Annotated in this window: 13 protein-coding genes; 6 read left to right on the top strand and 7 right to left on the bottom strand. The window is 72.3% G+C overall.

The features are described 5' to 3' along the window. Positions 1 to 38 precede the first annotated feature (38 nt). The 4 genes from ACOV8S_RS20845 to ACOV8S_RS20830 form a co-directional block, all read right to left on the bottom strand. Entirely contained in the window at positions 39 to 998 is a 960-nt protein-coding gene (locus ACOV8S_RS20845; RefSeq protein ID WP_448319316.1) for an SCO2522 family protein, read from the bottom strand. Continuing rightward, positions 995 to 1,912 (bottom strand): SCO2523 family variant P-loop protein, encoded by a 918-nt coding sequence (locus ACOV8S_RS20840; protein ID WP_448319315.1) that lies wholly within the window; start codon positions 1,910 to 1,912, stop codon positions 995 to 997. Before ACOV8S_RS20840 ends, ACOV8S_RS20845 begins: the two co-directional genes overlap by 4 nt. Positions 1,913 to 1,915: 3 nt before the next feature. Beyond that, complete coding sequence (locus ACOV8S_RS20835; RefSeq protein WP_448319314.1) at positions 1,916 to 3,766, bottom strand: SCO2524 family protein; 1,851 nt, start codon at positions 3,764 to 3,766, stop codon at positions 1,916 to 1,918. Positions 3,767 to 3,834: 68 nt separating this feature from the next. Then, complete coding sequence (locus ACOV8S_RS20830) at positions 3,835 to 4,584, bottom strand: SCO2525 family SAM-dependent methyltransferase (protein ID WP_448319313.1); 750 nt, start codon at positions 4,582 to 4,584, stop codon at positions 3,835 to 3,837. A gap of 203 nt (positions 4,585 to 4,787) precedes the next feature. On the opposite strand from ACOV8S_RS20830, the gene ACOV8S_RS20825 reads away from it, so the two are divergent. Further along, positions 4,788 to 5,306, top strand: coding sequence for a GNAT family N-acetyltransferase (locus ACOV8S_RS20825; RefSeq protein ID WP_448319311.1), 519 nt, complete (start codon positions 4,788 to 4,790; stop codon positions 5,304 to 5,306). Here ACOV8S_RS20825 and ACOV8S_RS20820 read toward each other — a convergent pair. Beyond that, a complete protein-coding gene (locus ACOV8S_RS20820) occupies positions 5,281 to 5,736 on the bottom strand; it encodes a protein-tyrosine phosphatase family protein (protein WP_448319310.1) in 456 nt (151 codons plus the stop codon). The genes ACOV8S_RS20825 and ACOV8S_RS20820 overlap by 26 nt on opposite strands. Positions 5,737 to 5,813: 77 nt before the next feature. Here ACOV8S_RS20820 and ACOV8S_RS20815 point away from each other — a divergent pair, with 77 nt between their 5' ends. Both ACOV8S_RS20815 and ACOV8S_RS20810 read left to right on the top strand, forming a co-directional pair. After that, entirely contained in the window at positions 5,814 to 6,263 is a 450-nt protein-coding gene (locus ACOV8S_RS20815) for a sigma factor (RefSeq protein WP_448319309.1), read from the top strand. Next, positions 6,263 to 6,460, top strand: a complete 198-nt coding sequence (locus ACOV8S_RS20810) for a hypothetical protein (RefSeq protein WP_448319307.1) — start codon at positions 6,263 to 6,265, stop codon at positions 6,458 to 6,460. The genes ACOV8S_RS20815 and ACOV8S_RS20810 overlap by 1 nt, the downstream gene beginning before the upstream one ends. A 3-nt stretch (positions 6,461 to 6,463) precedes the next feature. Here the strand turns inward: ACOV8S_RS20810 and ACOV8S_RS20805 are convergent, their stop codons facing one another. Together ACOV8S_RS20805 and leuA are read right to left on the bottom strand one after the other, a co-directional pair. Beyond that, entirely contained in the window at positions 6,464 to 7,168 is a 705-nt protein-coding gene (locus tag ACOV8S_RS20805) for a TerB family tellurite resistance protein (protein WP_448319305.1), read from the bottom strand. A 205-nt stretch (positions 7,169 to 7,373) separates the two neighbouring features. Beyond that, positions 7,374 to 9,095, bottom strand: coding sequence for a 2-isopropylmalate synthase (gene leuA / locus ACOV8S_RS20800; RefSeq protein ID WP_448319303.1), 1,722 nt, complete (start codon positions 9,093 to 9,095; stop codon positions 7,374 to 7,376). Positions 9,096 to 9,440: 345 nt separating this feature from the next. On the opposite strand from leuA, the gene ACOV8S_RS20795 reads away from it, so the two are divergent. The 3 genes from ACOV8S_RS20795 to ACOV8S_RS20785 all read left to right on the top strand — a co-directional run bounded on the left by ACOV8S_RS20795 (position 9,441) and on the right by ACOV8S_RS20785 (position 12,329). Beyond that, positions 9,441 to 10,505: a M4 family metallopeptidase gene (locus tag ACOV8S_RS20795; protein WP_448319302.1), complete on the top strand. Its 1,065-nt coding sequence runs from the start codon at positions 9,441 to 9,443 to the stop codon at positions 10,503 to 10,505. Between the two features lie 73 nt (positions 10,506 to 10,578). Further along, complete coding sequence (locus ACOV8S_RS20790; RefSeq protein ID WP_448319300.1) at positions 10,579 to 10,860, top strand: protealysin inhibitor emfourin; 282 nt, start codon at positions 10,579 to 10,581, stop codon at positions 10,858 to 10,860. Between the two features lie 146 nt (positions 10,861 to 11,006). Beyond that, on the top strand, positions 11,007 to 12,329 hold the full coding sequence (locus ACOV8S_RS20785) for a GH1 family beta-glucosidase (protein ID WP_448319299.1): 1,323 nt from the start codon (positions 11,007 to 11,009) through the stop codon (positions 12,327 to 12,329). Positions 12,330 to 12,463 lie beyond the last annotated feature (134 nt).

Below are 12,463 nucleotides of genomic sequence, written 5' to 3'. Positions count from 1 at the left end.
TCACCCCCCTGTGTGCCTGCCCATGCCCCCGCCGCATCTCACTGCCCCGCGTAGAAGACGTAGGAGATCCGGTCGGCCACCGAGGCAGGGACGGCGGCGCCCTCCCCCGCGGAGCGCGCGGCGACCTGCTGGAGCGCGCCGGGGTCGACCTCGGTCTGGTCGAGGATGACGCGGACCGCGTGCTCGACCGGCAGGAACCGGTTGGGCAGCACCGAGCAGGTGCGGTAGGCGGCGAACGGGGCCGCCCGCGGCTGGAGTTGCAGCAGGGGCGGCATCTCGTCCCAGTCGTCGGGGAACGGCCCCTCGTGCAGGCGGGGGGTGAGGACGGCCTGGCCCTCGTGGCGCAGCAGGCCGAGCCGGGCGAGCTGCCAGACGGCGGCGAGGAAGGGGCAGGACCACAGCTTCCCGCCGCCGGGGCGCTCGCTCCACAGCTCGACGTCGAGGAAGACGGAGTGCTGCCGGGCGGCGGTCTCCCGGGGCGCCTGCCAGGGGATCGCCTTCTTCATGGCCTGCGGGGTGCGGGCGACGGGGCTGCGTTCGCCGTTGGCGAGCCAGCCGGACTGCCCGGCGGGCGGGCGGGCCCCGTAGGCGCCGGGCGGCGGGGACTCCACGAGGCGTCCGGCGACCGCCTCGGCGACCTGCGCCCCGTCGGCCTCGGCGCAGCCGGACTCGCGGGCCAGGTAGTCGACGCCCAGCCCGGCCCGCTCCGCTTCCTGCAGGAGCACGGGGATGAGTTCGCGGGGGGTGGAGAAGCGGGTGAAGTAGTCGTCGATGAGGAAGCAGGTGGAGATCCGGGGACGCTTGCCGGTCGCGGCGGCGGTGCTGCCGCGTACCGCCTCGGCCCAGTGCGCGACCTGGGCGAAGTGGCGGCGCAGGCGCTCGGGGCCGGCTTCGAAGTCCTCCATGTAGAGGTGGCCCAGCTCCAGTGACAGGTGGGCGAGCGGCACCGCCTGGGTGCGTGGTTCGGCGGCGGTCTCGCGGAACACTGCTTCCGTCATGGCCGCCCCCAGTGAGCGTCGTCGGTGAGGCGGCGGGCGATCTCCTCCAGCGCCTCGAGGGTCTCCTTGTTGGCGATCTGCTTGGAGAGGACGTCCTCCTCGGTGATCAGCTGCTCGCGCCACTGCAGGATGGGTTCGAGCGGCACGATCCCGAGGACGACGCTGTCGCCGATGCGGTTGTCGGAGGCGAGGCGGCGCAGCGCCTCGTCGCAGGCCTGCATCCAGGCGGCCTGCGCGGGGGTGACCTGGGACCACAGGGGCGACTCGGGGTCGGGCACGGCGGCGCGCACGAAGCGGATGTGGCCGCGCAGCGCCTCCTTGTCGTGGCCGTGGCCCGCGCCGCAGTCGAGGATGCCGTGGTCCTTGTGGACGAGGCCGGCGGCGGCGATGACGTGCTGGCGGGTCCAGCGGTGGAAGACCAGCCAGCGGAAGGGCACGTGCCGCATCCGGGGGTGCGCGGTGGCCGCGAGGACCATGTCCATGGCGTAGCTGCGGCCGGCGCTGAGGTCGACCACGATCAGGTCGAACTCGGTGTTGAGCCGCAGCAGCAGGTCGACGCAGCGTTCCAGGGTGTCGTCGTCGGTGGCGAACTCGCCGCCGCTGATGTTGCCGGGGAAGAGCACCAGCCGGCCCGCCTGGTTGGGCCGGTTGCGCAGCACGGGGTGCTCGGTCTGCCGCCAGACGTCGATCTTCGCGGGTTCGTTGGTCTCGCCCTCGAGGTAGGAGTGCAGGCCGTTCTCCTGGATGCCGCGGATCGCTCCGGGCACGTCGAAGACGGCGGCGGCGGTGGGCGAGCCGAAGTCGAAGTCCACGTACGCGACGTGGTCGCCGAGCAGGGCGCGCTGGTAGGCCAGGTTGGCGCTGGTCACCGAGCGGCCGGTGCCTCCCTTGTCGGAGGCGGCGAAGACGAGCACGGCTCACACCTCCTGGGCGGCGGCGCCCCTGGCCTGGGCCAGCGTGTCGAGTTCCCGGAGCACCGGCAGGGCCAGGGCGAAGGCGGTGGCGGGCTGCCGGTCGACCAGGTCGCGCGCCCGGTCGAGGCGGGCCTCGATGGAGCGCATGGCCCGGCCGCGGCCGCCGTCGTCGGTCGGGGCGGCCTCCAGCTGTTCCTTTCCGAAGAGGTGGGTGGCCTCGCTGAGCAGGTGCCGGGAGAGCTCGGCGAGGTCGGCGCTGCGGATGGGGTCCTGGTGGTAGAGCTGGCGGGCGGCGACCAGGCACTCGGTGACGCGCTCGGTGACCGACCAGGAGAGCCGGGAGGGGATGCCCTCGAGCTCCGGGTAGGCGCCCGCGACGTCGTCCCACAGGCCGGTGCCCTCACCGTCCTCGATGCGGCGGGCCCACAGGTGCTCGTAGATCTGCTCGGCGAGCCGCAGCAGCCGGTCCTGGCTGCCGAGGTTGCGGGACAGCTCGGCCAGCTGCACGGTCCGCTTGAGGAGGTGGGCGGAGAAGTCGGTCATCCGCCACAGCAGCGGCGGCTGGCCGTTCTTGCCCGCACCGGAGAGGGGCAGCGTGGCGCCGGGGCTGTGCAGGTGGACGTAGGGGTCGTCGAAGGCGAGCCGGCTGGTGACGCGGCCGCGTTCGGCGAGCCGCTCCATGATGGTGACGGTGCGGGTGAGGTCGTCGTCGGTGGCGCGGCGGCGCACCAGGTCGTGCACGAGGATGGCCGCGACGGTGAGGGAGAAGTACTCGGACTCCAGCTGGAGGCCGGTGGTGCGCCAGGGGAGGTCCTCCAGCGGCCAGCGGTTCTCGCCGAAGCGGGCGATGCCGGACCAGTACTGCTGGCTGATTTCCCACCGCAGGCGCAGCGCCTCGGCGAGCTTCTGCTGGTCGGCGTCGAGCAGGCCGAGGGTGAGGGTGCGCTCGGAGAAGAGGTCCTGGATGCCGTCGAGGGCGATGACGGTGAAGTACACGTAGGGCAGGTTGTCCGCGGAGCCCTGGGGCTGGCCGACCGGCGGCTCGGCGAGGTCGACGATCGCGGGGGCGTCGCGGACGATGCCCCAGGCCCAGCCGCACTCGAAGAGCTGGTTGTCGTCGCGCAGCATCTCCTCGACCTCGATGCCGAGGACCAGGCTCTCGCCGATGGTGGCCCGCAGGGCCTTGAAGCGGCGGGAGAACTGCTGGATGACCGCGCGGTCGGACTGGCGGCCCTGGCCGATGAGCTGGATCAGCCGCTTGCCCTGGTCGGACTCCGGCTGGAAGACGTTGACGCTGAAGGACCGCAGCAGGCTGACCATGGCGGCGGTCAGCCGGGCGCGGGTGGCCTCTCTGAGGTCCTCCACGGCCTGCCGCACGTCGCTGCGGGCGGTGGTGTCCTCGTAGACCTTGAGGAAGCCCAGCGCGGCCAGGCAGAGCGTGATGGACATGGAGTAGGAGTCCACGACGCCCCACCGGCGCTGCTCCTCGGTGACCTTGTCCTCGGGCCTGCGGGGGCGGAAGTAGTGCCCTCCTGCGAAGCTGGGCTCGCCGTCGGGGCCGGTGTGCTTCTGCATGAAGTCGGCGAGGACGCCGACGATGTTGGCCGGGATCTCCAGACGGGTGCCGACCGGTTCCAGGGCCCGCAGGACGTCCCGTTCGGTGGTGTCGGGCTGGTCGAGGCGGAAGGAGGGGATCTCCGTCGCGGGGTAGAGCAGGCAGAGCAGCCGCTCGGCGTCCGCGACGGAGCTGACTCCGCCGAGCTCGCCCCAGGCGAACTTGCCCCCGTCGCGGAACGAGTGGCGGGCGATGGCCCGCCAGATGTCCAGCAGGTGCTGGCGCGGTTTGATCTGCATTCCCCGTACCCCTCACAACAGATCAACCGGGCGGTGTCCCGCCCGGCTCCTTCAGTCGGTCCTGCGGTTCACCCGGTCCTGCGGAACCCGAGCGCCAGGAGCATGCCCTCGTGGCCCTCCCGCAGGACGAAGTCCAGCTCGTGGTAGGTGACGTTCTCCTGCACCAGCGGCTCCAGTGCCTTGCCGACCTCGTCGCGGTCGACCGAGTACGCCGGGTAGTCGTAGGCGCCGACCTCGTAGCCCTTCGACTTCAGCATGAAGGCGGCGGCGAACGGGGCTCCGGGCTCGAGAACGCCCAGGAAGTGCTTGACAGCTGTCCGGAACTCCTCGCCCGAGCTGGACATGGACTCCGCGACGAAGAACATCGCGCCCATTCCCCAGCGTTCGGTGGAGCCGCCCAGCTGGAGGAGGTCACCCTCGCGGGGCTCGGCCACCCCACGGAGCTTCTCGTGCCGCTCGCCGTGCACCGCCTTGTAGGGGTCGTAGGTGAGGGCGAGTTCGTCCCAGAAGGCGTCCCAGGCGGTGTCGAGGCCACCGTTGACCTGTCCGTGCAGGTAGTCGAGGTTCTTCGGGCCCTTCTCCAGGAGAGTGATCTCCGAGCACCAGGGCAGCATGCACAGCGCCGGGTAGAGATTGGCGCCCGCGCCCACGTCGACCCCCTTCACCGGCCCTTGGCGACGCTCGCCGAAATGATCGGTGAAATGCTTGCCGACCAGGCGGACGATCTTCTTGTCGACGTCAAGTGGGGAGGCGTAGTTCCGCTTCACATAATCATTTGGGCAGAACTGGTCCCATGGTGCTTCAGAATTGAGGGCCATTTCTAGAAAATACCAACGCCAGACCCCTGCCGAACCCCCAACGCCTCGTCAAGATAGCAAAGTTGGCCTCCCCCGCGCGCCCCTACCCCCTGCTCAACGAGCGCGCATGGAAAGGTACTTGAGGGGAAGGCTTCTCACACCCCCACCGGCGAGAGCCGGCCGCCCGCGCACCGGATTCACCCGATCGAAGGTGGTGCGCCCGCATGACCGCATACACGGAGGCCCTTCCCTCCGCCCCCACGGAGCTGGTCCTCCGACGCGCGGAGGAAACGGATCTTCCCGAACTGCGCCGTCTCGACCACGAGATCTTCGGCCAGTTCGCCTACCCCGCATTTCTTCTCCGCCAGCTCTTCGATCTCTACCAGCGGCACTTCCTGGTCCTGGACGACGGTTCCGGCCGCCTGCACGGCTACGTGCTGGCCGGGACCGACACGCTCAGCCAGGACTGCTGGATCCTCGGCCTGTGCGTCACCCGCGACCGACGCGGGCGGGGGCTGGGCCGCGACCTGATGCGCGAGGTCCTCCTGCTGCTGGGGGACGACGGGATCGGCGTGGTCCGGCTCACCGTGGAGCCGGCCAACAGCGCGGCGGTCCTGCTGTACCGCTCGCTCGGCTTCGTCTGCGAGGAACCCGACGGCGGCCTGCGGCCGGACTACTTCGGCCCCGGCCAGGACCGCCTGGTCATGCGGCTGGACCTCACGCCACCGGTCCCGGGGCGCTGAACCTCCGCACGTACCGCCGCTGCCAGGGGGTCTCCACGGCGCGTGGGTGGTAGTGGCGGCGCACCCAGGCCACCGCCTCGGCGGGGTCCACCCCGTCGAGGACGGCGAGGCACGCCAGCGCCGTCCCGGTGCGTCCGCGCCCGCCGCCGCAGGCGACCTCCACGCGGCGGCCGGCGGCGGCCCGCCACACCTCGGCCAGCGCCGACCGGGCCTCCTCCCGGTCGGCCGGCAGCCGGAAGTCCGGCCACCGCAGCAGCCGCGCCTCCCACGGCACCTCGGGGGCGCGCCGGGCCTGCAGGTACAGCCCGAACTCCGGCGCGGGCCCCGGCGGCAGCGGGTCCCGCAGCCCCCGGCCGCGCACCAGGCGCCCCGAGGGCAGCCGCACCACTCCGGGCCCGTCCTCCGGCCAGCTCTCCCACCCGTCCGTCATGCCCTCATCGAACCACGCCGGGCGGGTCGGGCAACCTGATCGGGCGCGGCCGCGGTCAGTGGGGTGAGGAGGTCTTGATGCAGACCGAACTGGAGGACCGGTTCCAGGAGTTCGTGCGGGCCCGGTGGCCCCGTCTGGTGCGGACCGCGTACCTGCTGACCGGCGACCGGCACCTGGCCGAGGACCTGACGCAGACCGCGCTCGCCAAGGCGTACCGCTCCTGGCGGCGCGTGCTGCGCGCGGACAGCCCGGAGGCGTACGTCCGGCGGATCCTGGTCAGCTGCAACAGCGACCGGTTCCGCAAGCGCCGCGTGCCGGAGTCGCTGACCGCGGCGGTGCCCGAGCGGGCCGGCGGGGACGAGGGGGCCCGCGCCGACACGCGGGGGACGCTGGTGGCGGCGCCGGCCGCGCTGCCGGCCCGTTCCCGGTGGCGCCGGACGTCAACTCGTCGGTGCTCCTCCCCCAGGGCGGCGACCCCGAAGTCGACTGGAAGCTGCCCTTCCGGTGGGGCGCCGTCGGCACGGTGATGCCGTCGGTCGACCGGGTCACCGTCGAGTACGGCGGCGGGACCGAGGAGGCGGCGCTGGACGACGGCTGGTTCGTGGCGGCCGGTGAGCTCGAGCGTGAGCCCACCGCCCTGCCGCGCATCAAGGGGTACGACGCCGCCGGGGAGCTGGTCTACGACTCCGACCGGGACAAGGCGTACCCGCGGTCGCTCCCGTAGCGCTCAGGACGGCGTGCGGGCGGACTCCAGGAGGCGGGAGACGTCCGCGTCGGGGAGGGCCAGCGCCGCGCCCACCGTGGTGAGCGCGGCGCGCTCGACGGGGCGGTAGGGGCCGTCCGCGAGGGCGACGCGGGCGGCCTGCAGGAGAATCGATTCGCGTCCGAGCGGCGCGAGGTGCGGGGCGAGCGGCCCCAGCGCCTCGTGCAGCTCGAGAGCGATCGCCGCCTCGCAGGGGCGCCCCAGGGAGCGCGAGGCGTCCTCGTCGTCGACGACGCGGACCAGCAGGGCGAGTTCGTCGGCGGTGCAGTCGTCGAAGCCCGCCGCCCGCACTCCCTCGGCGGCGGCCTCCAGGGCGGTCCGGGAGCCGGCGCCGCCGGTCGCCAGGACCGCCAGCGCGACGGTCCGCACGGCGTCCCGCAGCATGGTGGAGAAGCGCGCGGTGGTGGGGTGGTCCAGGACCTCGGCGCCGTACCGCGCGGCGCAGGAGGAGCACGCGACGACCGGTCCGGTCTCGCCGCGCCCGGCCAGCGGGACGCCGAGCACGGTGAGCCGCACCTGGCCGTGCAGGCGCTGGTAGTTGCGGTCGCCGCCGCAGCCGGGGCAGAAGAACTCGCCCTCGCCGGCCTCGGTCCAGCTGGTGCGCAGGCCCACCATCCGCAGTGCGCGCGCGGGGCGCCGTCCGCCGTCTCGTCCGCTCCCTGGCAGCACGTCGCACCTCCGTACGGGTAAGCCGCGGCACCATCGTCGCGCTCGGCGTGATGTTAGCCACACCACCGAGGCCGCGTCAGCACCCTGGAGGAGACCAATCCGTGATCATCCGCGCCAAGTGGCCGGAATGCGCCGGGGCCCGCCCGCCGGTGGACGGCGAGCGGGCCCCGGGAAGCCGCCCGGCCGGCCGGGCCGGGCGGAGTGATCAGCGGGCCGCGCGGTTGACGGCGGAGACGACCGCCTTCAGCGAGGCACGCGTCGTGTTGGGGTCGATGCCGATGCCCCACAGGACCTTGTCGCCGACGGCGCACTCGATGTACGAGGCGGCCTGCGCGGAGGCGCCCTCGCTCATCGTGTGCTCCTGGTAGTCCAGCAGGCGTACGTCGACGCCGATGTTCTGCAGGGCGTCGAAGAAGGCCGAGATCGGACCGTTGCCGGTACCGGTCAGCACCGTCGGCTCGCCGTCGACCGTGCAGCGCACGGTCAGCGTGTCGACGCCGTCCTGGTCGGTGGTGGACTGGCCGGTCTCGACCTGGATGCGGCCCCACGGGTTCTGCGGGTTGGGCAGGTACTCGTCCTGGAAGATCTCCCAGATGTTCTTCGGCGTGATCTCGCCGCCCTCGGCGTCGGTCTTCGCCTGGATGATCTTCGAGAACTCGATCTGCATCCGCCGGGGCAGGTCCAGCTTGTGGTCGTTCTTCAGGACGTACGCCACGCCGCCCTTGCCGGACTGCGAGTTGACCCGGATGACCGCCTCGTAGGAGCGGCCGACGTCCTTGGGGTCGATCGGCAGGTACGGGACCGCCCACTCCAGGTCGTCCACCGTGACGCCCCTGGCGGCCGCGTCGGCCTCCATGGCGTCGAAGCCCTTCTTGATGGCGTCCTGGTGGGAGCCGGAGAAGGACGTGTAGACCAGGTCGCCCACGTACGGGTGGCGCGGGTGGACCTCCATCTGGTTGCAGTACTCCCAGGTGCGGCGGATCTCGTCGATGTCCGAGAAGTCGATCTGCGGGTCGACGCCCTGCGAGAAGAGGTTCATGCCCAGCGTCACCAGGTCGACGTTGCCGGTGCGCTCGCCCTGGCCGAACAGGCAGCCCTCGACGCGGTCGGCGCCGGCCATCACGGCCAGTTCGGCGGCGGCGACGGCGGTGCCGCGGTCGTTGTGCGGGTGCGCGGACAGGACGACGAACTCGCGGCGGGAGAGGTTGCGGTGCATCCACTCGAACCGGTCGGCGTGCGTGGACGGCGTCGAACGCTCCACGGTGGCGGGCAGGTTGAGGATGATCTCGCGGTCCGGGCCGGGCTGCCAGACGTCCATGACGGACTCGCAGACCTCCAGCGCGAAGTCCAGCTCGGTGTCGGTGAAGATCTCCGGGCTGTACTGGTAGCCGAACTGCGTCTCGTCGCCCAGCAGCTTCTCGGCGTACTCCATGACCAGGCGGGTGCCGTCGACGGCGATCTGCCGGATGTCGTCCTTGGAGCCGCGGAAGACGACCCGGCGGAAGACCGGGGCGGTGGCGTTGTACAGGTGGACGGTGGCCCGGCGGGCGCCCTTCAGGGACTCCACGGTGCGCTCGATCAGGTCCTCGCGGGCCTGGGTCAGCACCGAGATGGTGACGTCCTCGGGGATGGCGCTCTCGTCCTCGACGATGGAGCGGACGAAGTCGAAGTCCGTCTGGCCGGAGGCGGGGAAGCCGACCTCGATCTCCTTGTATCCCATGCGGACCAGCAGGTCGAACATGGCGCGCTTGCGCGCGGGGGACATCGGGTCGATCAGGGCCTGGTTGCCGTCGCGCAGGTCGGTCGAGAGCCAGCGGGGGGCGACGGTGATGCGCTGGTCGGGCCAGGTGCGGTCGGGGATGTCGACCTGGTCGTAACGCCCGTACTTGCTGATCGGCATCGAGGAGGGCTTCTGGCGGTTCACCATGACGGATTCGGCTCCTTGGGTGTCCGGTGGACGTAGGTCCTGGAGGACGGCCGACTGTCGGCAGCAACGCCGGACACCGCGGGGAGGGGGTCGGCCAAGCGACTTACAGACCCTCGCCGCGGCAGCTAAGGAGGAGCAGCCAGTACCGCATGATGTGCCGCAGCCTAACCGAGCCACGCCACGATGCGCGGTCGCGTATCAGTATGCGGGACTCCTGCGATCAATCGGGCAAAAGGTGCCCGAGACCACAAGACGAGCGGCAGAGCCGGTCATCGGCGGCGATGTTGGATCACTTGTCGTCACCGCTAGTGACTTTTTCGTCACTCCTCGCGACCATGGGGAGGTATGAGCACAAACCGGGTCTTCTGCACGATCATCCCCCCACACATCCTCGACACCCTCTCCCGGCACTCCGACGAGCTGGTCTCCGGCCGGGCTCGCCGCACGAGGGAGCGGGACTCCCTGGAGCGCACCCGCCGCCGCCTCAACACGGTGGCCGGCGCCCGGGTCCTCGCCCGTCCGGAGGCCGCCGAGGACGGCAAGCCGCACCGCACGATCTACGACGCGAAGAAGCGCGAGACCCTCCCCGGCACCAAGGTCCGCGGCGAGGGCCAGGAGCCCGGCCGGGACGCCAGCGTCAACCGCGCCTACGCGGGACTCGGCGCCACCTTCGACCTGTTCCTGAAGGTGTACGGCCGCGACTCCATCGACGGCAGCGGCCTGCCCCTGGACGCCACCGTCCACTACGGCGTGGAGTACGACAACGCCTTCTGGAACGGCGAGCAGATGGTCTTCGGGGACGGCGACGGCGAGGTGTTCCTGGACTTCACCATCCCCATCGACGTGATCGGCCACGAGCTCACGCACGGCGTCACCCAGTACACCGCCAACCTCGAGTACTACGGCCAGTCCGGGGCGCTCAACGAGTCGCTCTCCGACGTCTTCGGCTCGCTGATCAAGCAGCACACGAAGGGCGAGACGGCGGCGGAGGCCGACTGGCTGGTGGGCGCCGGGCTGCTCGGGCCGCGGGTGACCGGCAAGGCGCTGCGCTCCATGAAGGAGCCGGGCACCGCGTACGACGACGACGTCCTCGGCAAGGACCCGCAGCCGGGGTCCATGGACGACTACGTGGACACCCGCCAGGACAACGGCGGTGTGCACATCAACTCCGGCATCCCCAACCGGGCGTTCTACCTCGCCGCCACCGCGCTGGGCGGCCACGCCTGGGAGAGGGCGGGGCAGGTCTGGTACGACGTCCTCACCGGCGGCGACCTCAAGGCGGACGCGGAGTTCGCGGACTTCGCGCGCCTCACGCTGAAGGCCGCGGCGACGCGGTTCGGCGAGGGGGCGGAGGCCCAGGCGGTCGAGAAGGCCTGGCAGGAGGTCGGCGTCCTCAGCCGCGAGGCGTGACGGCTCCACCCGCGTCGCGTGACGGTTCCAGGGACCGGCCGCGGCGCGGGCCCGGATGCGCTAGACAGGTGCCATGCGTATCGAAGTGACACGTTCGGGCGGGTTCGCCGGGTTGGTCCGCCGCGCGCTGGTGGACACGGACGGGCTGGCCGACGCGGAGGAGTGGCACCGGCTGGCCGCGGCGGCCGTGACCGAGGGGGCGGGACCGTCCGGGGCCGGGTCGCCCGTCCGGGACGGCTTCCGCTACGAGATCGCGGTGGACGGCTCCCCGGTGGTGGAGGCCGGCGAACACGACCTGACCCCCGCTCAACGCGACCTCACCGCGCGCGCCCTCGCCGAAGGCACACGGCTCTGACCCCACCGGCCCCTCTGCACGGGCCCTTCCCCCGGTCCCCGGGGCGCCGGGTCCGGGCGCCCGCGCCGACAGCCAGGTGCGGTACGCAAGGACCGTGCCGCGCACGGGTGTTGACCTTCTCACCGCCGGGTGAGGAGGATCCGCCCATGGCAGCCGACCCGCTTCCGCCGTTCCCGCCCGGTTTCCTCTGGGGCGCGTCCACCTCCGCCCACCAGATCGAAGGCGCCGCGGACCTGCGCGAGCGGTCCGTGTGGGACGTCTTCGAGGCGCTCCCCGGCAGCATCGCGGACGGCTCCACCGCCGCCGTCGCCTGCGACAGCTTCCACCGCCACCGCGAGGACGTGGAGCTCCTCGCCGGGCTCGGCCTCGACGCCTACCGGTTCTCCGTCTCCTGGCCGCGCGTCGACTCCCCCGGCGGGCTCGCCTACTACGACCGCCTGGTGGACGACCTGCTCGCGGCCGGCGTCCGCCCCGTGCCGACGCTGTTCCACTGGGACCTGCCCGCCGCGCTGGACTGGCGGGAGCGGGACACCGCCGCCCGGTTCGCCGCCTACGTGGAGCGCGTGGCGGCCCGGCTCGGCGACCGGGTGCGGACCTGGATCACCGTCAACGAGCCCGCCGAGCACACCTTCCTCGGCCACGCCCTCGGCGTGCACGCGCCGGGCCGCAGGATGCTGTTCGAGGCGCTGCCCGTGGCGCACCACCAGCTCCTCGCCCACGGCCTCGCGGTGCGCGCCCTGCGCGCGGCGGGGGCCGACGACGTCGGGATCGCCGTCTCGCACGCGCCGACCTGGCCGTTCTCGGAGGGGAAGGAGGACCTGGCCGCCGCCGACTTCTACGACGTCCTGATGAACCGCGTGTTCTCCGACCCGCTCCTGCTGGGGCGCTACCCGGAGGGTGTCGCCGAGCTGATGCCGGACGGCGCGGAGGCCGACCTGGAGATCGTCTCGGAGCGGCTCGACTGGTACGGCGTCAACTACTACGCGCCTTCCCTGGTCGGCGCGCCCACCGGCGGGCCGAGCGCCTACGGCACCCTCGACGTGCCGCCGGAGATGCCCTTCTCCGTGCACGAGATCGAGGGCCGCCCCCGGACCGACTTCGGGTGGCCGGTGGTGCCCGAGGGGCTGACCGAGGTCCTCACCGGGCTGCGCGACCGCTACGGCGACCGGCTGCCGCCCGTCATGGTCACCGAGAACGGCTGCTCCTACCCGGGTCTCGACGACCAGGACCGGATCGCCTACCTGGACGCCCACCTGCGCGCCCTGCACCGGGCCCTGGAGGCGGGAGTGGACGTGCGCGGGTACTTCGTCTGGTCGCTGCTGGACAACTTCGAGTGGGCCGAGGGCTACCGGCAGCGCTTCGGCCTGGTCCACGTCGACTTCGACTCCCCCGAGCGGACCCGCACCCCGAAGGCCTCCTACACCTGGCTGCGCGACCAGTTGCGCGACTGCCTCCGGGCGCAGCGGTGACCACGGCGTCCGGCGCGGACGCGGAGCCGGCGGGCGCTGCCCCGGCAGGCGCGGACCCGGCGGGCGCTGCCCCGGCAGGCGCGGACCCGGCAGGCACCGGCCAGGCGGGCCCCCCGGCGGGGGCGGGACCATCC

It is taken from the genome of Streptomyces sp. CO7 (assembly GCF_053474865.1).
The sequence above is the reverse complement of the archived record's forward strand: the minus strand, read 5'-3'. Positions and strand labels throughout refer to the sequence as shown.

Bases quoted from the DNA above. Each gene is read 5' to 3' on its own strand.
- ACOV8S_RS20830 (WP_448319313.1), bottom strand. From the start codon at position 4,584: ATGGCCCTCAATTCTGAAGCACCATGGGACCAGTTCTGCCCAAATGAT.
- leuA (WP_448319303.1), bottom strand. From the start codon at position 9,095: ATGGTGAACCGCCAGAAGCCCTCCTCGATGCCGATCAGCAAGTACGGG.
- ACOV8S_RS20795 (WP_448319302.1), top strand. From the start codon at position 9,441: ATGAGCACAAACCGGGTCTTCTGCACGATCATCCCCCCACACATCCTC.
- ACOV8S_RS20825 (WP_448319311.1), top strand. From the start codon at position 4,788: ATGACCGCATACACGGAGGCCCTTCCCTCCGCCCCCACGGAGCTGGTC.
- ACOV8S_RS20790 (WP_448319300.1), top strand. From the start codon at position 10,579: ATGCGTATCGAAGTGACACGTTCGGGCGGGTTCGCCGGGTTGGTCCGC.
- ACOV8S_RS20845 (WP_448319316.1), bottom strand. From the start codon at position 998: ATGACGGAAGCAGTGTTCCGCGAGACCGCCGCCGAACCACGCACCCAG.
- ACOV8S_RS20835 (WP_448319314.1), bottom strand. From the start codon at position 3,766: ATGCAGATCAAACCGCGCCAGCACCTGCTGGACATCTGGCGGGCCATC.
- ACOV8S_RS20785 (WP_448319299.1), top strand. From the start codon at position 11,007: ATGGCAGCCGACCCGCTTCCGCCGTTCCCGCCCGGTTTCCTCTGGGGC.
- ACOV8S_RS20815 (WP_448319309.1), top strand. From the start codon at position 5,814: ATGCAGACCGAACTGGAGGACCGGTTCCAGGAGTTCGTGCGGGCCCGG.
- ACOV8S_RS20810 (WP_448319307.1), top strand. From the start codon at position 6,263: ATGCCGTCGGTCGACCGGGTCACCGTCGAGTACGGCGGCGGGACCGAG.
- ACOV8S_RS20820 (WP_448319310.1), bottom strand. From the start codon at position 5,736: ATGACGGACGGGTGGGAGAGCTGGCCGGAGGACGGGCCCGGAGTGGTG.